Source organism: Pseudoalteromonas sp. NCCP-2140, from assembly GCF_023708065.1.
GTDB lineage: Bacteria > Pseudomonadota > Gammaproteobacteria > Enterobacterales > Alteromonadaceae > Pseudoalteromonas.
Genome location: NZ_BRCZ01000006.1, coordinates 184231 through 202443 on the forward strand (window position 1 = coordinate 184231; position 18213 = coordinate 202443).

Sequence of the window (18213 nt, forward strand, 5' to 3'; positions counted from 1 at the left end):
GTGCCAGTGAGGTAAATGAAATGTGTTTCAGAAGTAACGCTGAATAGCCGTAATTAAGCGATAAAGTGTGTATTTGAAATAAGATGTAACAATTTAGCTGAGGCGCTTTAAGTTTTAAGCATTAAGTAATAGCGCCTGAAACTAGTGAGTAGTATCTTTTCGGCTAAGGGAAGCCACATTTTGCTCAAACACACGTTTTACTTCTGCACTGTAGTGATTGTGGTCGTTAATGGTGATAAACGGGTTCGTAAAACTAACATCACAGAAAACCGTATAACACTGGATTGTAACTGCAACTCGATCTGGGGTTGCAAGGCCATCTAAGGTTGTTTGCAATGCTTCAAAAACATAATCTTTATTAACGTGCGATGTTAAAGCAACTTCAAGTTCTTTAACTTCTATGCGATGTGAATTCATATCAGTTACAAAAAATTCGTATAGGTAACTACGTGATACAAACAGCAAGATTGCCACAAGGTAGAATAACCCTGTGTAATAAAATAACTCCGTGTGGGTAAAACTCCGAAAAGACTTAAACATTTTTACTATTATTTTTGTTTGTTTTTTATACTAAAACATATTTGTGAGTATATCTCAACAAACTAGCTAAAAATCATTGCATTACAGATAATAAAAAGCGCGAAACTAGTTAGCATCGCGCTTCTTATCTCAAACTTAAGCTGACGGCTGACGGCTGACGGCTGACGGCTGACGGCTGACGGCTTAAAGCTCCGCTTTATTATTCATCAATCGAGCGAAGTAGGGCATTAATACCTACTTTTTCGCGAGTTTGCTGGTCAACTTTTTTCACGATGATGGCAGCATATAGGCTGTGCGAACCGTCTTTTGACGGAAGTGAACCTGGAACAACGACTGCACCAGCTGGTACTCGGCCGTAATGGATTTCGCCAGTTTCACGGTCATAGATACGTGTGCTTTGGCTGATGTAAACACCCATCGAGATAACGGCGCCTTCTTCAACTACAACGCCTTCAACAATCTCAGAACGTGCGCCAATGAAGCAGTTGTCTTCGATAATAGTTGGGTTAGCTTGTAGTGGCTCAAGCACACCACCAATGCCTACACCGCCCGACAAGTGAACATTTTTACCAATTTGTGCACATGAGCCAACCGTTGCCCATGTATCAACCATGGTACCTTCATCAACGTAGGCGCCAATGTTGACATAAGATGGCATTAACACCACGTTTTTACCTACGAAGCTGCCTTTACGTGCCACAGCATTAGGCACAACACGCATGCCGCCTTGTTGGAATTGCTCTGGTGTATAGTCGCTAAATTTAAGTGGTACTTTGTCGTAAAACTGATTAACACCATCGCTCATTGGTTGGTTATCACGAATACGGAAAGACAGTAGCACCGCTTTTTTTAACCATTGATGTACAACCCACTCACCACTGATTTTTTCAGCAACACGTGCAGCGCCACTATCAAGTAATTCAAGCGCGTCGATAATAGCTTGTTTAACTTCACTTGATACCGTGCTTGGGCTGATGCTATCGCGGTTGTCCCAGGCGTTTTCGATCATGGTTTTTAAATCTGACATAAGATCCTCTTATTCGGTTTCTGCGTTGAGTTTTTTACGCAATGCTTGATGAATTTTAGCCTGTTCTTCGTCTGTTAATGCTTGGTATTCGTTATTTGATACCACGAAGAAATCTTCTGCACGTTCACCAACTGTGGTGATCCGTGCGGCATGAATATGTAATAAGTGCGCTTGAAATACTTCCGCAATTTTTGTTAATAGACCCGGAATATCCACCGCCTGAATTTCAATTAAGCTGCGGTCTTTACGGGCATGCGGTCTAAGCACAATTTTTGGTTTGATATTAAAGTCTTTGAAGCGCTGAGAGCGATTCTTTTTAAGGCGAATTTTCTTTTTCGGGTCGCTAATTGCAAGATCTAAAGCACGTTTAATGCCTTGCGAACGGTTACTCGCAATCGGGTCACCATTGACTTCTAAAATAACAAAGCTAAATAGCACGTAGCCATCTTTTGTGGTCAGTACCTGCGCATGTTGAATCTGTGCTTTTTTCGAACCAATCACACTAACTAAACGTGAGAATAAACTGCCCGAGTAAGGGCTATAAGCAAATACTTGTGTACCACCATGCATTGCGGTGTTAGACACGGCAACGCTAGGCTGGCTTAAATCGTCACAGCTTAGTAAGTGCTCTGTGTGCCACGAAATCTGTTGCTCGCTAAAAGCAGTAAAATAATTGGCTTTAAAGCGACTCCAAATTAAGTCGATTTGATCTTCGTTACAACCGTGATTCAGTAAGCGCTGTTTGGCTTGCTGTTTTTTATCACGTATTTGATCACGTTGGTCCATTGGGTTTTCAAGCCCTAAACGAAGCGCGCGCTGGGTGTGTAAATACAACTCACGTAGTAGGGTATTTTTCCAATCGTTCCACAGGTTATCGTTAGTTGCGCGAATATCGGCCAAGGTTAAGCAGTATAAGTAGTCAAGCTGGCGCTCATTTTTCACCTTACTTGCAAAGTCTTTAATCACATCTGGGTCATTAATATCTTTACGCTGCGCTGTAACCGACATAAGTAAGTGATTAGCCACTAACCACGAAATAAGCTTGCCATCTGAGGCTGGGAAGCGGTGTAGCTTAGCAAACGCGATTGCATCAACTGAGCCAAGCTCAGAGTGATCGCCACCACGGCCTTTAGCAATATCGTGGAAAATACCGGCTAAATAAAGTAACTCAGGCTTGTCCATGCGAGTGACAATTTCACTACATAACGGAAATTCGCTGACTTTTGATTTATCAAAGTACTTATAAATATTGTTGATGAGTTTATGGGTATGTTCATCCACGGTGTAGGCATGAAATAAATCAAACTGCATTTGCCCAAAAATATTACGCCACTGTGGTAAGTAGGCAGCAATAATGCCGTGCTTGTGCATCAGCGTAAATGCGCGGCCCATACCATTAGGGTGTTTGATTAAACGCAAAAATGCTTCGCGACAGGCGGCGTAATCTTGTAAATCCCCCAATAAACGACGGCGAACTTGGCGCATTGTACGTATGGTACTTGGGTAAATATGGGTGATCTCTGGGTTATCAGCAATATGCTCGAACAACACAAATAGCTGATCACGGCGGAAGAACACCGATGGATTCTTAACACGAATTTGATGACCAATACGCTCAAAGTTACGGTCAAGCTCAATCACAGGTAACTCACCGGCACCCGGTAAAATGCTTTGCTCAAAGTATGAAAGCAGCATCTGGTTAAGCTCACGTACGCGGCTCATGATCCTAAATAAGCGTTTCATCATGCGCTCGACCGAGGCTTTACCGTCACTACCAAAGCCGAGAATTTCTGCGGCATGAGGTTGATGATCGAACAATAAGCGGTTTTCAGAGCGACCCGCAGCGATGTGCAGCGCAAAACGAATGTTCCATAGGTTTTCTAAACACTCAGACAGCTCTTGGTATTCTTCGTGAGTAAGATAGCCGTGATTTATAAGTTCTTGTAATGTTTCGGCTCTAAAGTGTTTTTTAGCAACCCAAATAATGGTCTGTAGGTCGCGCAGGCCACCCGGATTTTCTTTGATATTGGGTTCAAGGTTATAAGCTGTACCATGGCATTTTTTATGGCGTAAGCTTTGTTCTTGTACTTTTGCCAAAAAGAATTCGTCTGAGCGCCAAATAGGCGTATCTATTAAATGATTTTTTAATTTTTCGAATTCGATATGGTTACCGAAAATTAATCGGCTTTCGAGTAAGCTGGTGGCAAATGTCACATCTTCGCGTTTTTGTTCTAATGCTTGTTCTATAGTGCGAACGCTGTGACCAATTTCTAAATTTAGATCCCAAAGCATGGTAACGAACTGGCCAATTTTTTCGCACACGGCTTCACTTGGCTGCTCGCTTACTAGCAACATAAAGTCGATATCGGAATAGGGGTGTAGTTCGCCACGACCATAACCACCCACAGCAATCAGGGCAAGATCACTTTCGTGAGCAAGGTCGTAATCGTGAAACAGTTTAATTAATAAGCGGTCGATAAACTCAGCGCGGGCATTAATTAAGTTGCTAACGGGTTGTTTTGAGAATTCGTTCTGTAGCCATTTATAAAAATAACTAGAACAGTCGCGATAATCGCTAAGTTGCTCAGCTTGGCTGAGCAACTTTTTTACTTTATTGGGTAATGCCACTGGGGCTGGCTCCTAGTGTTCGATGATCCTGTCAATAGTATCATCTGATCGGAGCGTTAAAATTTCAACACCATTTTCAGTCACTAACAGTGTATGTTCCCACTGTGCAGACAATGAACGGTCTTTAGTTACGACAGTCCAGTTGTCTTTAAGTAGCTTACATTGGCGTTTACCAGCATTAACCATAGGCTCGATTGTTAAGCACATACCTGCTTTTAATACTTCGCCAGTACCTGCTTTACCATAGTGCATTACTTGTGGCTCTTCGTGGAACTCAGCACCAATGCCGTGACCACAATATTCACGAACGATTGAATAGCTAAAGCTTTCTGCGTATTTTTGAATTGCAGCACCAATATCACCCAAGCGTACGCCTGGTTTTACCATTTTAATTGCAAGGTATAGGCTTTCTTGTGTGATATCAGCAAGGCGCTTGCCTTGAATGTTAGGTGTACCAACGTGGAACATCTTAGATGTATCACCGTGATAGCCATCTTTGATCACAGTCACGTCGATATTTACGCTATCGCCTTCTTTAAGTGGTTTGTCATTTGGAATACCGTGACAAATTACATGGTTCACTGAGGTGCAAATTGATTTTGGGAAACCGTGGTAATTAAGCGGTGCTGGAATAGCATCTTGAACATTAACAATATAATCATGACAAATTGTATTTAGTTCATCTGTGGTTACACCTGGCACCACATGCGGTTCTATCATTTCTAGTACCTCGGCGGCTAAGCGCCCGGCAACACGCATTTTTTCGATTTCTTCAGGGGTCTTGATCACAGCACTCATTGAGGCTCCAAAGTTGTTTTTCAGGTCAGTTTTCAGTGCACAAATTTTGCACTAGACGTTGAGTTTTCAATTTTAATATGGTATAAAGCGCGCCGTCTTTTTACAAATAAATTCTTAACTGATTTTTTGTATTTAAGGCAAACACAATTTTATTTTAACACACACACGTATCGTCACATACACTTGGGTGCACTTAAGTTACAAATTAACTGCGGTGTTGGTGCTATGGGATATGTGGAGGCCTAACCCTAAATTATAGAGGATTATACAAATGGCAAACGTTTCAATGCGCGATATGCTTCAAGCTGGTGTTCACTTTGGTCACCAGGCACGTTACTGGAACCCTAAGATGAAGCCTTTCATCTTCGGCGCTCGTAACCGTGTTCATATCATCAACCTAGAGCAAACTGTACCAATGTTCAACGAAGCACTTAAGTTCTTATCGAACGCAGCTTCTAACAAAGGTAAAGTACTTTTCGTTGGTACTAAGCGCGCAGCAAGCGAAGCAGTTAAAGAAGCAGCGATCCAAAGCGAGCAGTTCTACGTAAACCACCGTTGGTTAGGTGGTATGTTGACTAACTGGAAAACAGTTCGTCAATCAATCAAGCGTCTTAAAGACCTTGAAGCGCAAAGCCAAGACGGTACTTTCGAGAAATTAACTAAGAAAGAAGCGTTAATGCTTACTCGTGAAATGGAAAAGCTTGAAAAGAGCCTTGGTGGTATCAAAGACATGGGCGGTCTTCCAGACGCGCTTTTCGTTATCGATGCAGACCACGAGCACATCGCCATCCGTGAAGCTAACAACCTAGGTATTCCAGTTGTTGCTATCGTTGATACTAACTCTAACCCAGACGGTGTTGATTACATCGTACCTGGTAACGACGATGCGATCCGTGCTATCCAACTTTACACAGGCGCTGTATCAGCTGCGATCACTGAAGGTCGTGAGAACAACATCGTTGCTCAAGCTGAGAAAGACGACTTCGTAGAAGCTGAATAATTAGCTGTCATCAAGTCTTCATCTAATTAAGGTGAAGACTTGTTATTCTTGTTAAGCGGCCTATACCGCTTCCCTATAACAGAATTCAATTGAGGATATTCTAATGGCTGTAACTGCTGCCCTAGTTAAAGAATTACGCGAGCGTACTGGCGCTGGCATGATGGATTGTAAAAAAGCGTTAACTGAAACTAACGGTGACATCGAGTTAGCGATCGAAAACATGCGTAAGAGCGGTGCTGCAAAGGCTGCTAAAAAAGCAGGTAACATCGCTGCTGAAGGTACAATCTTAATCAAAGAAGGTAACGGTTTCGCTGCACTTCTTGAAGTTAACTGTCAAACTGACTTCGTTGCTAAAGACGCTAACTTCCTTGGTTTCGCTAACCAAGTTCTTGACGCTGCTGCAGAATCTAAAGCAGACATCGAAGCACTTAAAGCACAATTCGAAGAAACTCGTGTTGCTCTAGTTGCTAAAATCGGTGAAAACATCAACGTTCGTCGCGTTGAGTACATCGACGGTGACAAGCTTTCTTCTTACCGCCACGGCGACCGTATCGGTGTTGTTGTAGTTGGTGAAGCTGACGAAGAAACACTTAAGCAAGTTGCTATGCACGTAGCTGCGTCTAAGCCTGAGTTCGTAAACCCAGAAGACGTACCAGCTGACGTTGTTGAAAAAGAAAAAGCAGTTCAAATCGATATCGCGATGAACGAAGGCAAGCCTGCTGAAATCGCTGAGAAAATGGTTATCGGTCGTATGAAGAAATTCACTGGTGAGATCTCTCTTACTGGTCAAGCTTTCATCATGGAACCTAAAAAATCAGTTGGCGAAATTCTTAAAGAGAAAGGCGCAACTGTTTCTAACTTCATCCGTTTAGAAGTTGGTGAAGGTATCGAGCGTAAAGAAGAAGACTTTGCTGCTGAAGTAGCTGCTCAAATCGCTGCTGCAAAAGGCGAGTAATTTTCTAACTTAGTGACGTAGGGCAATAAGATGAAATTAATCTGCTATTAGCTTTTGCGTCACTGATGAAAATTCTTTAAAATAACCGCGTTTTATGTGTAACCATAGCGCGGTTATTTTTTATCTCATTACTAAGGCTGGCCCAAATATTATGACTATCAATCGTAAACCTATTTTTAGACGTGTTCTTCTTAAACTTAGCGGTGAAGCATTAATGGGAGACGAAGGCTTCGGCATCGACCCAAAAGTACTTGACCGTATGGCTCAAGAAATTAAAGAACTTGTAGAGCTCGACGTAGAAGTAGGTTTAGTTATCGGTGGCGGTAACTTCTTGCGTGGTGGTTCATTAGCAGAAGCGGGTATGAACCGCGTAGTTGGCGACCACATGGGTATGCTTGCGACTGTAATGAATGGTTTAGCAATGCGTGATGCACTGCACCGCGCATTTGTAAATTGTCGTTTAATGTCTGCTATCCCACTAAACGGTGTGTGTGATGCTTACAACTGGGCAGAAGCTATCAGCCTATTAAAATCTGGCCGCGTTGTAATTTTCTCAGCGGGTACAGGTAACCCATTCTTCACGACTGACTCAGCAGCGTGTTTACGTGGTATTGAAATTGAAGCAGATACTGTAATCAAAGCGACTAAAGTGGATGGTGTTTACTCTGATGATCCAGTGAAAAACCCAGACGCTACACTATATCGCCACTTAAGCTACAATGAAATCATTGATAAAGAGCTTAAGGTTATGGATTTAGCTGCATTTACGCTGGCGCGTGACCACAACATGCCATTAAGCGTATTTAACATGAATAAATCAGGCGCGCTTAAGCGTGTTATTATGGGCGAAGATGAAGGAACGCTTATCTCTTCACAAGCCTCAGATGAAACTAGCAAATAGATTAGGATTGAACCGTGATTAACGATATCAAAAAAGATGCGTCAGAACGTATGCAAAAAAGTGTTGCGGCACTAGGCAGTCAATTATCTAAAATTCGCACAGGCCGTGCGCACCCAGCATTACTTGACGGTATTCAAGTGTCTTACTACGGTGCTGACACGCCATTAAACCAAGTTGCTAACGTAACAATTGAAGACTCTCGTACACTTGCAATTAGCGTGTTCGATAAGTCACTAGCGCAAGCAGTAGAAAAAGCGATCATGGCTTCAGATTTAGGTTTAAACCCAATGTCTGCAGGTACTGTTATTCGTGTTCCACTTCCTCCACTTACAGAAGAGCGTCGTAAAGACCTTATCAAAATCGTACGTGGCGAAGTTGAAAGCGGTCGTGTTGCGGTACGTAACATCCGTCGTGATGCAAATGGCGACATTAAGAGCTTATTGAAAGAAAAAGATATTTCTGAAGATGAAGCACGTCAAGCAGAAGACGAGATCCAAAAGCTTACTGATAAGTTCATCAAAGAGATGGACGCGCAACTAGCTGCTAAAGAAGCTGAGCTAATGGAAATTTAATAACCGCTGTTTATCTTTCAGACATTGATTCTGCAAGTAAACAGGCGAAACTAAATTTATTAGTTTTGAAACGCCGTCTAGGGTATACTAGACGGCGTTTTTTTATGGAATACTCGATATTTATGGTTCTTAACGCTGATAAAATTTCCCAGCAAAGTTTGCCTAAGCATGTCGCTATAATCATGGATGGCAACGGACGTTGGGCACAAGCGAAAAATCGCCCACGTGTTTATGGGCACAAAAAAGGCGTTGATGCGGTTCGTCAATCAGTGCAATTTTGTACTCGCTTAGGTATACAGTCGTTAACACTATTCGCATTTAGTAGCGAAAATTGGCGACGTCCAGAGGACGAAGTAAATACGCTTATGGAGCTATTTTTATTCGTACTGGGCAAAGAAGTTAAAAAACTTCATAAAAATAATGTAAAGCTAAACATAATTGGTGATTTATCACGCTTTTCAGAAGGCCTGCGTGAGAAAGTTGATGCAGCCCATGAATTAACTCGTAATAATACGGGTCTACAGTTAAACGTGGCAGCTAATTATGGTGGTCGTTGGGATATTACTAACGCCGCAACAACGCTTGCGAAAAAAGTTGCAGCCGGTGAAATGGCCGCAGAAGATATTACTGAAGAGCTAATGGCTGAACAAGTGAGTATGGCCGACCAAGGTGAGCTTGATTTAATGATCCGCACCGGTGGAGATCTACGCATCAGTAACTTCCTTTTATGGCAAGCGGCTTATGCAGAGCTTTACTTTACCGATACGCTTTGGCCAGACTTCAATGAAGCTGCATTTGCTGACGCTATCGCATGTTACGTTGCCAGAGAGCGACGATTTGGTTGTACAGGCGAACAAATAAAACAATTACTCGCCGAGACCTAATTACTAGTTGAAGGTACACACATTGCTAAAACAACGAATTTTAACCTCGCTCGTGTTGGCACCACTTGCACTTATTTTGGTTTTTTATACCCCATTAACACTATTTAGTTATATCGCCGCCGGTATTGTTTTACTCGGTGCATGGGAATGGTCTGCATTTATGGGCCTATGCGATAAAGTTAAACGATTTGGATTTGTTGCAGCAACGGCTGCATTTTTGGCATTACTTAACTGGCATTGGCCAATTGAATCACTTTGGCAAAATGGTCAATTAGTTGGTGATGCAAACTACCTATTTACCTTATCATTTGCATGGTGGATTGTGGCAACTTACTTAGTTTGGCGCTACCCAGCTATGGCAAAGGCTTGGAATGAAGGCATTGTAATGCGTGCCATTGCTGGTTTTTTAACGTTAGTGCCACTTTGGCTTGCACTAAATACACTACGTAGCGCAGGGTATGGCGAATCTACTCACTTTGGTTCAATGTTAATTTTAGTTGTACTTGGTATTGTGTGGAGTGCAGATATTGGTGCTTACTTTACTGGTAAGAACTTAGGTAAACGTAAACTAATGCCAAAGGTAAGTCCTAATAAAACGATTGAAGGTTTATTAGGTGGTGTAGTGGCTTCGGTTGTTTTTGTTTTAGCATTTTGCCATTTCACTAATGTTGATATGAGTGTTTGGCCAATCTATGCCGTGATGACTGCATTTATCGCGTTATTCTCAGCTGTAGGCGATTTACTCGAAAGTATGTTTAAACGTGAAGTTGGCTTGAAAGACAGCGGTTCATGTTTACCAGGTCATGGCGGTATTTTAGATCGTATCGATAGCTTAACCGCAGCTGCGCCAATTTTTGTACTTTGCTACGCATGGACACTGAGTTTATGAGCAAAGTAGAGCAACTTGTCGTGCTGGGCGCAACTGGTTCAATTGGTTTAAGCACCTTAGATGTTGTTTCTAGAAACCCGGAGCGCTTTGCGGTTTTTGCATTAGCGGCGGGTAAAAATGCCGAGCAAATGGCTGAGTTGTGTATCGCACATCAGCCTAAATTTGCTGTTATGGCTGATCAACAAGCCGCTAGTGCGCTATCGAATTTACTTGCAAATAGCTCGTGTAACACACAGGTGCTAGCAGGTGTTGATGCGATGTGTGAGCTTGCTGCACACACAGATGTTGATGCAGTGATGTCGGCGATAGTAGGTGCAGCGGGTCTACTGCCGACTTTAAGTGCAGTTGAAGCTGGCAAAAAAGTGTTGCTAGCGAATAAAGAGTCGCTAGTTATGTCGGGTCAGTTGTTTATTGATAAAGTAAAACAACATGGCGCCACTTTACTGCCTATCGACAGCGAACATAATGCGATTTTCCAATGTATGCCAGCATCATTACAAAGTGCATCTGGCCTACTAGCTGATAATGGTGTAAGCAAGATCTTGCTTACAGGTTCTGGCGGTCCTTTCTTAAAGCGTGATTTAGCGACATTACCATCAGTGACTGTTGCAGAAGCAGTGGCACATCCAAACTGGTCAATGGGACAAAAGATTTCTGTTGATTCAGCAACAATGATGAACAAAGGCCTAGAGTTTATAGAAGCCAAGTGGCTGTTTAACTGCTGTGCCAGTGATATTGAAGTGGTGATCCACCCACAAAGTATTATTCACTCTATGGTGCAATATCAAGATGGCTCAGTGCTTGCGCAAATGGGTAATCCAGATATGCGCACACCAATTGCTCATGCTTTAGCTTTTCCTGAGCGTGTCGATGCGGGTGTAAAACCGCTCGATTTTTCACAAATGGCAGACTTTACCTTCACTAAGCCAGACTATGCTCGTTACCCTAATTTAAAACTTGCCATTGATGCGTGTGAAATGGGGCAAGGTGCAACCACCACAGTAAATGCGGCGAATGAAATAGCGGTTGCAGCATTTCTAAATGGTCAAATCGGCTTTACAGATATTTATCGAATTAACGCTGAAACGCTCAATGCAACACAAAACATCAACGTGCAGACCCTCGATGAGATTTTAGCTTGCGACCAAGCTGCACGTGTAAAAGCGACTGAGTTTGTAAAAAGAGGCATCAACTAGCATGTTTGATTTTTTCTGGAATCTTGGCTCATTTATTCTTGCTCTGGGTATTTTAGTGACTGTGCATGAATATGGTCATTTCTGGGTTGCGCGAAAAGCCGGCGTGAAAGTGCTGCGTTTTTCAATTGGCTTTGGTAAGCCATTAGTCAAGTGGTACGACAAACAGCAAACCGAATATGTGATTGCAGCAATCCCACTAGGTGGTTATGTCAAAATGCTTGACGAGCGTGTTGACGAAGTCCCGCCAGAGCAGCGACATTTATCATTTAATGCTAAATCAGTAAAAGCACGTATTGCGATTGTGGCTGCTGGCCCGATGGCAAACTTTTTATTCGCTATTTTTGCCCTTGCTGTAATGTATATGGTCGGCGTTCAGTCATTAAAACCTGTGGTGGGTGAAGTGACTCAAGGTAGCCGTGCTGCTGCGGCCAATATTGAGCCAAACCAGCAAATTATTAAAATTGGTGAAGACGACATTAACACTTGGCAAGATGCCACATTCTCGTTAATGAGCCGCTTAGGTGAGCAAAGTGTTGTGGTAACGCTTCGCGATCAGAATTATCAAAAGCATGTGCGTACTCTTAACTTAGATGGTTGGAAATTAGATCAACAAGACGTACCACCATTAACCTCGATAGGCATTGTGCCATTTCGTCCTAAAGCACTTTTAGAAGTAGCGATGATCAGCAAAGGCTCGGCGGCAGAAGCTGCAGGGTTACAGGTTAACGACAAAATTCTTGCTGTAAATGGTGAAAATATCAGCAGTTGGAGCCAGTTAGTTTCACTAATTCAGCAATCACCTAACAAATCCTTACAATTTAGTGTACAAAGGCAAGATAGTATAAAAGAGCTGTCAGTGACGCCACAAAGCAGAACCAATGATGCGGGCGTTGCTCAGGGCTTTTTAGGTGTGTCTCCGGTGGTTGAGCCATGGCCAGAAAACTATATTGAAACTAGACATTATGGCCCTGTCGATAGTATTGTGCTGGGCATACAAGAAACATGGCGTTTAATTACCCTTAGTTTTGACATGATTGGTAATTTAATTACCGGTCAGGTGTCGGTTAAAAATTTAAGTGGCCCGGTGGGCATTGCAGTTGGCGCGGGAACTAGCGTAAGCTATGGCTTGGTTGCATTTTTAAGCTTTTTAGCATTGATTAGTGTAAACCTTGGCGTATTTAACTTATTACCGCTGCCAGTGCTAGATGGTGGGCACTTAATGTATTACATAATTGAACTTTTTCGCAAAAAACCGGTCTCTGAAAAGACGCAAGAATTTGGTTTTAAAGTGGGGGCCTTGCTGCTTCTGTTTTTAACATGTTTCGCTTTGTTCAATGATGTATCGCGTTTATAACAAGTAAGCGAAAAATTCCAATTTGAACACGATTGTAAAACACCGCAAAAGTTAAATTTATAAGGTGTTGAGCGGTAATACAGTTGTAAAGGATAAAGATAACAAAATGGCTATAAAAAAACATTTGGCAGTTTCAAGTTTATTAGGTGCTAGCTTTGCAGCCCTAGGCCAAAACTCCTTTATTGTAGATGATTTAAAAGTTGAAGGTTTACAGCGTGTTGCACTGGGTGCAGCGTTAACGCATATCCCTATCAACGTGGGCGATAATATTGATGAGTACACAATTTCTAGAACCATAAAGGCTCTCTATCGTTCAGGTCACTTTGACAATATTAAAGCATTACGTGATGGCAACAGTGTTATCTTCCGAGTGACTGAACGCCCAACGATCAGCATGATCGAATTTGATGGCAATAAAGACATCAAAGATGAGCAACTTAATGAGTCGCTAGACCAGCAAGATATCCGTACTGGTGAGCCGCTTGATAAAACGGTTCTTGATAACATTGAAAAAGGCTTAGTTGAATTCTTCCACAGTATTGGTAAGTACAATGCAAAAGTGGATGTAAGCATTACTAAGTTACCGCGTAACCGTGTAAAACTTTTATTCACATTTGATGAAGGTGACGCAGCGTCAATTCGTCAAATCAACTTAGTTGGTAATGAACTTTTCTCTGATGAAGAGCTTCTTAAATTAGCTGAATCTCAACAAGATTTGCCGTGGTGGCAGTTCATGTCGAGCGACCGTTATCAAAAGCAAACCATCGAAGGTGATTTAGAGAAAATTCGTAGTTACTACTTAGACCGTGGTTACCTGCGTTTTAATATCGATTCGACACAGGTATCAGTCAGTCCTGAACGTGATTCTGTTTATGTAACAGCGAACATCACCGAAGGTGTTAAGTACAAAGTGAAAGGCTTTGACTTTATTGGTGACTTATTAGGCCGTGAAGAACTCATTAAGAGCGTTATTCCCCTAAAGACTGGCGAGCTTTATAACGGCTCTGTGGTGACATCATCTGAAGAGTTTATCAAAAGCTACTTAGCGCGTTTTGGTTATGCCAATGCTGAAGTTCGTACAATCCCAGAGATTGATGACGAAAACAAAGAAGTACAATTAACGCTTTCAGTTAATCCGGGCAAACGTGTTTATGTTCGTCGTATCATTGTGGGGGGTAACCAAAATACCTCTGATGAAGTGGTACGTCGTGAAATGACACAGCTTGAAGGTGCGTGGTTATCAAATCAAAGCCTTGAGCGCTCTAAGCTGCAAATTCAGCGTTTACCATACATGGAAAGCGTTGATTTTAATGTCGTGCCGGTACCAGGTGTAGATGACCAAGTTGATGTAGATTTTACTGTTAAAGAACAGTCTGCAGGTAGCTTTAACGCAGGTCTTGCTTATGGTTCTTACTTGGGTCTGCAATTTAACATTGGTGTTAGTGAGTCAAACTTCTTAGGTACCGGTAACCAAATTGGTTTTAACATCAATACGTCTCGTGGTTCTGAGCGTATTAGTGTGTCTTATACTGACCCTTACTTTACGCCAGATGGTGTATCGCAAGGTAGTAGCATTTTCTACAGTAACTATGATGCAAGTAAATTCAGCCTAATCGACTATAAATCTAAGAGTTATGGTCTTGGTACAAACATTGGTTTCCCAATCGATGCAGTAAACCGTATTAACTTTGGTGTTCGTTGGGTGCAAGAAGAACTGTCTGATATTGCAGAATATGAGCAAACACGTGTTATTCGTGAAACCTTCTTAGACCCAGATAACCCAGATGCAGGTTTTGACTTTACTAAGTACGAGCTAAGTGCGGGTTGGTCTCGTGTAACTGTTAACCGTGGTTTATTCCCAACAGCAGGTTCGCGCCAATCTCTTAACTTAACAGCGACAACGCCGAACTCAGATTTACAGTACTTTAAACTAAACTATGACTCGCGTTTCTACTGGCCAATCAGTAACGACCATAGCTGGGTGTTCTCAACGCGTGCTGCCCTTGCATATGGTAATGGTTATGGTACTACGAATGGATTTGACCAAACGTTACCATTCCAAGAGTTTTTCAGAATTACAGAGATGGAATTGCGAGGTTTTGATAGAAATACAATTCTACCACGAGCTGTTGCAAGGAGTCCTCAGACTATTCCAGGTACGCCGTCTGATGATGGAAATAGTACAGGGAATATTGGTGGCGCATCAGAATTTGACCAATTACAAACAGCAGGCCGAATTGGTGGTAATGCCAAAGCGGTAGCGGGGATGGAGCTTATTGTTCCAACACCTTTCTTAGATGAAGAAAACACCAGCTCTGTACGTACTAGCTTCTTCGTAGATGCTGCAAACGTATGGGATACAGAGTTTAATATTGACCGTTATCAAGATCTTCCTGCAGCGCAACGTGATAAGTTGGATGATTACTCAGATCCTATGCGTTTTAGGGTTTCAACCGGTCTTTCTCTACAATGGATCTCTCCGATGGGTCCAATGCTGATCAGTTTTGCGTATCCATTGCAAAAAGAAGAAGATGACGATACGAAGACCATCAGCTTTAACATTAGTAATACATTCTAAAGGAGTTTTTTCGTGAATAAATCAATTAAATCAACAGCTTTTGCACTGCTTGCTACTTTATCTATGGGCCTATCTACTAACGCATTCGCGCACAAAGTAGGTATCGTTGATATGCAAGAAATCTACAAGCAAATCCCACAAATGGCGAAAGTAGAGCAAACTTTAGAAGCTGAATTCTCTGAGCGTCGTCAAGAGCTAGAAAAACTTCAAGGTGATATCCGTTTTGAAGCTGAAAAGTTCAAGCGTGAAGCAACAACGATGAGCGACAAGCAAAAAGAAGAATTACGTACTAAGATCCAAGGTATGCAGCAACAACTTGCTGAAAAAGGTCGTCCTTTAGAGCAAGAAATCAAAATGCGTCAAAACCAAGAATTAGCAAAAGTTCAAAAGCTAATCTTAGGTGCAATCGAAGAAGTAGCGAAAGCTGGCAAATTCGATGAAGTTAAAGTTAAAGAAACAACGATTTATGTTAACCCTAAAACTGTCGATGACTTATCAAGCAAAGTTGTTGAAAAAGTAAGTAAGCAATAGAAATCATATATGCAAAACTACACGCTTTCGCAGATAGCGGATCTTCTGGGCGCTGACCTTCACGGTGACGGCGCCACAGAAGTTAAAAAAATATCTACACTTGCAAATGCCCAACATGGGCATATTGCATTTTTAGCGAACAAGAAATATCGCTCGCAATTAGATGATACTCAAGCAAGTGCAGTGATTTTATCACCAGCAGATGCTGAGTACTTTTCGGGTAATAAGCTCATTGTTGCTAATCCTTATGTTTGTTACGCCAAACTTGCTCAGCTAATGGATACCACACCGCGCTCAGCAGTGACCGGTATTCACCCAAGTGCAGTCATTCACGATTCAGCCTCTATTGGCGATAATGTCGCGATCGCCGCCAATGTGGTGATCGAAGCGGGCGCTGTAATTGCAAACGATGTGCAGATTGGCCCAGGCTGTTTTATTGGTGAGCACGCAAAAATTGGCCAAGGCACTAAGCTTTGGGCAAATGTAAGCGTTTACCATGAAGTAGAGATTGGCAGCGACTGTTTATTCCAAGCGAATACGGTAGTGGGCAGTGATGGTTTTGGTTACGCTAACGAGCGTGGCGAATGGGTGAAAATACCTCAACTTGGCCGAGTAATCATCGGTGATAAGGTTGAGGTAGGCGCGTCTACTACGATTGACCGTGGTGCGCTAGACGATACTATCATCCATAGTAATGTAATTATCGATAATCAATGTCAAATAGCGCATAATGTCGAGATCGGTTCGGGTACAGCGGTTGCTGGTTGCACGGTATTTGCTGGCAGCACAGTGATCGGTAAGAATTGTCAGATTGGCGGTATGGTTGCAATTAATGGTCACATTAGCGTATGCGATGGTGCTATAATCACCGGCATGAGTATGGTGACTAAGGCAATCACAGAACCTGGAATTTATTCTTCTGGCTTGCCACATCTAACCAACAAAGAATGGCGACGTAGTATTGCCCATATCCGTAACCTTGGCGATATGAAAGACCGCATTAAAGCACTTGAGTCACTGACTAAGTCACTCAATATTGAAGACAAATAAGGATGCTATTTTGGCAAATGAATTAAATAGTCTTGATATCCAGGATATCTTGAGTTTACTTCCGCATCGTTACCCGATGCTACTTGTTGATCGTGTACTTGATTACACGCCAGGCGAGTCGTTACATGCTATTAAAAATGTAACAGTGAACGAACCTATTTTTACGGGTCATTTTCCTAATCAACCTATCTTTCCAGGTGTGTTGATTTTAGAAGCAATGGCTCAAGCAACTGGCTTACTTGGTTTTAAGACAGTTGAAAATCGTAGCGATAACGAACTATATTTATTCGCAGCGATCGACAATGCGCGATTCAAACAGCCGGTATTACCTGGCGATACTATGCATTTGCATGTAGAGTTTGTAAAAGAGCGCCGCAATATATGGAAATTTGCAGCAGAAGCAAAAGTTGACGGCAAAGTAGTGTGTACTGCCGAAATCATGTGTGCGAGAAGAGAGTTTTAATAGTGATCCATCCTACGGCGATAATCGAACCAGGTGCAAAACTTGGAAATAACGTATCAGTTGGCCCTTACAGCTATATCGGTAACGATGTAACTATTGGTGATAACTGTATCATCGAATCTCATGTGGTTGTAAAAGGCCCATCGACGATTGGCTCTGGTAACCATATTTTCCAATTTGCTTCGGTCGGTGAAGCTTGCCAAGACAAAAAGTACGCGAATGAGCCAACGACTCTGATCATTGGTGACAACAACGTGATCCGTGAGTGTGCAACAATTCACCGTGGTACGATTCAAGACCAAGGTGTAACAAAAATTGGTAGCAATAACTTATTTATGGCTTACACACACGTTGCACATGATGCAGTAGTGGGCGATAACGTTATTTTTGCTAACAATGCCTCTGTTGCTGGCCACGTACACGTAGGTGATTGGGTGATCCTTGCAGGTAATTCAGGTGTTCACCAGTTTTGTAAAATTGGTTCACATGCCTTTGTAGGTATGTACTCAGGCGTTAATAAAGATGTACCGCCATTTGTAACTACCATTGGTACGCCGGCTGGCCCTGTAGCAATCAATACTGAAGGCATGAAACGCCGTGGCTTTGAAAGCGATGAAATCATGGCAACACGCCGTGCATACAAAACGCTTTATCGTAAGAGCTTAGGTGTTGAAGAAGCAATCGCTGAGCTAAGTGAAGATGCTGCGAAGTACCCAGCTGTTCAGCTGATGATAGACTTCGTGAAAAGCTCTGAGCGCGGAATTATTCGCTAATCATAAGCGAACTTCTATAAAAGCCACCGTAAGGTGGCTTTTTTGTTGTTATAGTTCAGGTTTTGCTAAGTTAG

At 42.3% G+C, this 18213-nt stretch carries 17 protein-coding genes; 13 read left to right on the top strand and 4 right to left on the bottom strand.

The features are described 5' to 3' along the window. Positions 1–141: 141 nt before the first annotated feature. The 4 genes from NFU46_RS13845 to map form a co-directional block, all read right to left on the bottom strand. Positions 142–540: a hypothetical protein gene (locus tag NFU46_RS13845; RefSeq protein ID WP_175082822.1), complete on the bottom strand. Its 399-nt coding sequence runs from the start codon at positions 538–540 to the stop codon at positions 142–144. 199 nt (positions 541–739) lie between these two features. Beyond that, positions 740–1567, bottom strand: coding sequence for a 2,3,4,5-tetrahydropyridine-2,6-dicarboxylate N-succinyltransferase (gene dapD / locus NFU46_RS13850; protein WP_054553126.1), 828 nt, complete (start codon positions 1565–1567; stop codon positions 740–742). 9 nt (positions 1568–1576) lie between these two features. Then, positions 1577–4195 carry a [protein-PII] uridylyltransferase gene (gene glnD / locus NFU46_RS13855; RefSeq protein WP_062566881.1) on the bottom strand — a complete coding sequence of 873 codons (2619 nt, stop codon included), beginning with the start codon at positions 4193–4195 and terminating at the stop codon, positions 1577–1579. Between the two features lie 12 nt (positions 4196–4207). Continuing rightward, positions 4208–5017 carry a type I methionyl aminopeptidase gene (gene map, locus NFU46_RS13860; RefSeq protein ID WP_258536709.1) on the bottom strand — a complete coding sequence of 270 codons (810 nt, stop codon included), beginning with the start codon at positions 5015–5017 and terminating at the stop codon, positions 4208–4210. A 247-nt stretch (positions 5018–5264) separates the two neighbouring features. Here map and rpsB point away from each other — a divergent pair, with 247 nt between their 5' ends. The 13 genes from rpsB to lpxA all read left to right on the top strand — a co-directional run bounded on the left by rpsB (position 5265) and on the right by lpxA (position 18139). After that, positions 5265–5993 carry a 30S ribosomal protein S2 gene (gene rpsB / locus NFU46_RS13865; protein ID WP_054562046.1) on the top strand — a complete coding sequence of 243 codons (729 nt, stop codon included), beginning with the start codon at positions 5265–5267 and terminating at the stop codon, positions 5991–5993. Between the two features lie 103 nt (positions 5994–6096). Then, entirely contained in the window at positions 6097–6948 is an 852-nt protein-coding gene (tsf, locus tag NFU46_RS13870; RefSeq protein ID WP_062566883.1) for a translation elongation factor Ts, read from the top strand. A 151-nt stretch (positions 6949–7099) separates the two neighbouring features. Then, positions 7100–7849: a UMP kinase gene (gene pyrH, locus NFU46_RS13875; protein WP_054553317.1), complete on the top strand. Its 750-nt coding sequence runs from the start codon at positions 7100–7102 to the stop codon at positions 7847–7849. 14 nt (positions 7850–7863) lie between these two features. Then, a complete protein-coding gene (gene frr / locus NFU46_RS13880) occupies positions 7864–8421 on the top strand; it encodes a ribosome recycling factor (RefSeq protein ID WP_054553121.1) in 558 nt (185 codons plus the stop codon). Positions 8422–8525: 104 nt separating this feature from the next. Further along, positions 8526–9305: an isoprenyl transferase gene (locus NFU46_RS13885; RefSeq protein WP_251602599.1), complete on the top strand. Its 780-nt coding sequence runs from the start codon at positions 8526–8528 to the stop codon at positions 9303–9305. A gap of 22 nt (positions 9306–9327) precedes the next feature. Continuing rightward, positions 9328–10194 carry a phosphatidate cytidylyltransferase gene (locus tag NFU46_RS13890; protein WP_054553119.1) on the top strand — a complete coding sequence of 289 codons (867 nt, stop codon included), beginning with the start codon at positions 9328–9330 and terminating at the stop codon, positions 10192–10194. Then, positions 10191–11390: a 1-deoxy-D-xylulose-5-phosphate reductoisomerase gene (gene ispC / locus NFU46_RS13895; RefSeq protein WP_251602601.1), complete on the top strand. Its 1200-nt coding sequence runs from the start codon at positions 10191–10193 to the stop codon at positions 11388–11390. The genes NFU46_RS13890 and ispC overlap by 4 nt, the downstream gene beginning before the upstream one ends. Position 11391: 1 nt before the next feature. Next, entirely contained in the window at positions 11392–12744 is a 1353-nt protein-coding gene (gene rseP, locus NFU46_RS13900; protein WP_251602603.1) for a sigma E protease regulator RseP, read from the top strand. Positions 12745–12850: 106 nt separating this feature from the next. Beyond that, positions 12851–15322 carry an outer membrane protein assembly factor BamA gene (gene bamA / locus NFU46_RS13905; RefSeq protein WP_251602605.1) on the top strand — a complete coding sequence of 824 codons (2472 nt, stop codon included), beginning with the start codon at positions 12851–12853 and terminating at the stop codon, positions 15320–15322. 12 nt (positions 15323–15334) lie between these two features. Beyond that, positions 15335–15853 carry an OmpH family outer membrane protein gene (locus tag NFU46_RS13910; protein WP_251602607.1) on the top strand — a complete coding sequence of 173 codons (519 nt, stop codon included), beginning with the start codon at positions 15335–15337 and terminating at the stop codon, positions 15851–15853. Between the two features lie 9 nt (positions 15854–15862). Continuing rightward, positions 15863–16903 (top strand): UDP-3-O-(3-hydroxymyristoyl)glucosamine N-acyltransferase, encoded by a 1041-nt coding sequence (lpxD, locus tag NFU46_RS13915; RefSeq protein ID WP_251602610.1) that lies wholly within the window; start codon positions 15863–15865, stop codon positions 16901–16903. 10 nt (positions 16904–16913) lie between these two features. Then, entirely contained in the window at positions 16914–17366 is a 453-nt protein-coding gene (gene fabZ, locus NFU46_RS13920) for a 3-hydroxyacyl-ACP dehydratase FabZ (RefSeq protein ID WP_054562040.1), read from the top strand. 2 nt (positions 17367–17368) lie between these two features. Continuing rightward, positions 17369–18139: an acyl-ACP--UDP-N-acetylglucosamine O-acyltransferase gene (gene lpxA, locus NFU46_RS13925; RefSeq protein ID WP_054553112.1), complete on the top strand. Its 771-nt coding sequence runs from the start codon at positions 17369–17371 to the stop codon at positions 18137–18139. Positions 18140–18213 lie beyond the last annotated feature (74 nt).

What these genes read in the sequence shown, in the direction of transcription:
- NFU46_RS13845 (WP_175082822.1), bottom strand. Translation starts at nt 540, where the DNA reads ATGTTTAAGTCTTTTCGGAGTTTTACCCACACGGAGTTATTTTATTAC.
- dapD (WP_054553126.1), bottom strand. Translation starts at nt 1,567, where the DNA reads ATGTCAGATTTAAAAACCATGATCGAAAACGCCTGGGACAACCGCGAT.
- rpsB (WP_054562046.1), top strand. Translation starts at nt 5,265, where the DNA reads ATGGCAAACGTTTCAATGCGCGATATGCTTCAAGCTGGTGTTCACTTT.
- tsf (WP_062566883.1), top strand. Translation starts at nt 6,097, where the DNA reads ATGGCTGTAACTGCTGCCCTAGTTAAAGAATTACGCGAGCGTACTGGC.
- pyrH (WP_054553317.1), top strand. Translation starts at nt 7,100, where the DNA reads ATGACTATCAATCGTAAACCTATTTTTAGACGTGTTCTTCTTAAACTT.
- NFU46_RS13885 (WP_251602599.1), top strand. Translation starts at nt 8,526, where the DNA reads ATGGAATACTCGATATTTATGGTTCTTAACGCTGATAAAATTTCCCAG.
- ispC (WP_251602601.1), top strand. Translation starts at nt 10,191, where the DNA reads ATGAGCAAAGTAGAGCAACTTGTCGTGCTGGGCGCAACTGGTTCAATT.
- rseP (WP_251602603.1), top strand. Translation starts at nt 11,392, where the DNA reads ATGTTTGATTTTTTCTGGAATCTTGGCTCATTTATTCTTGCTCTGGGT.
- bamA (WP_251602605.1), top strand. Translation starts at nt 12,851, where the DNA reads ATGGCTATAAAAAAACATTTGGCAGTTTCAAGTTTATTAGGTGCTAGC.
- lpxD (WP_251602610.1), top strand. Translation starts at nt 15,863, where the DNA reads ATGCAAAACTACACGCTTTCGCAGATAGCGGATCTTCTGGGCGCTGAC.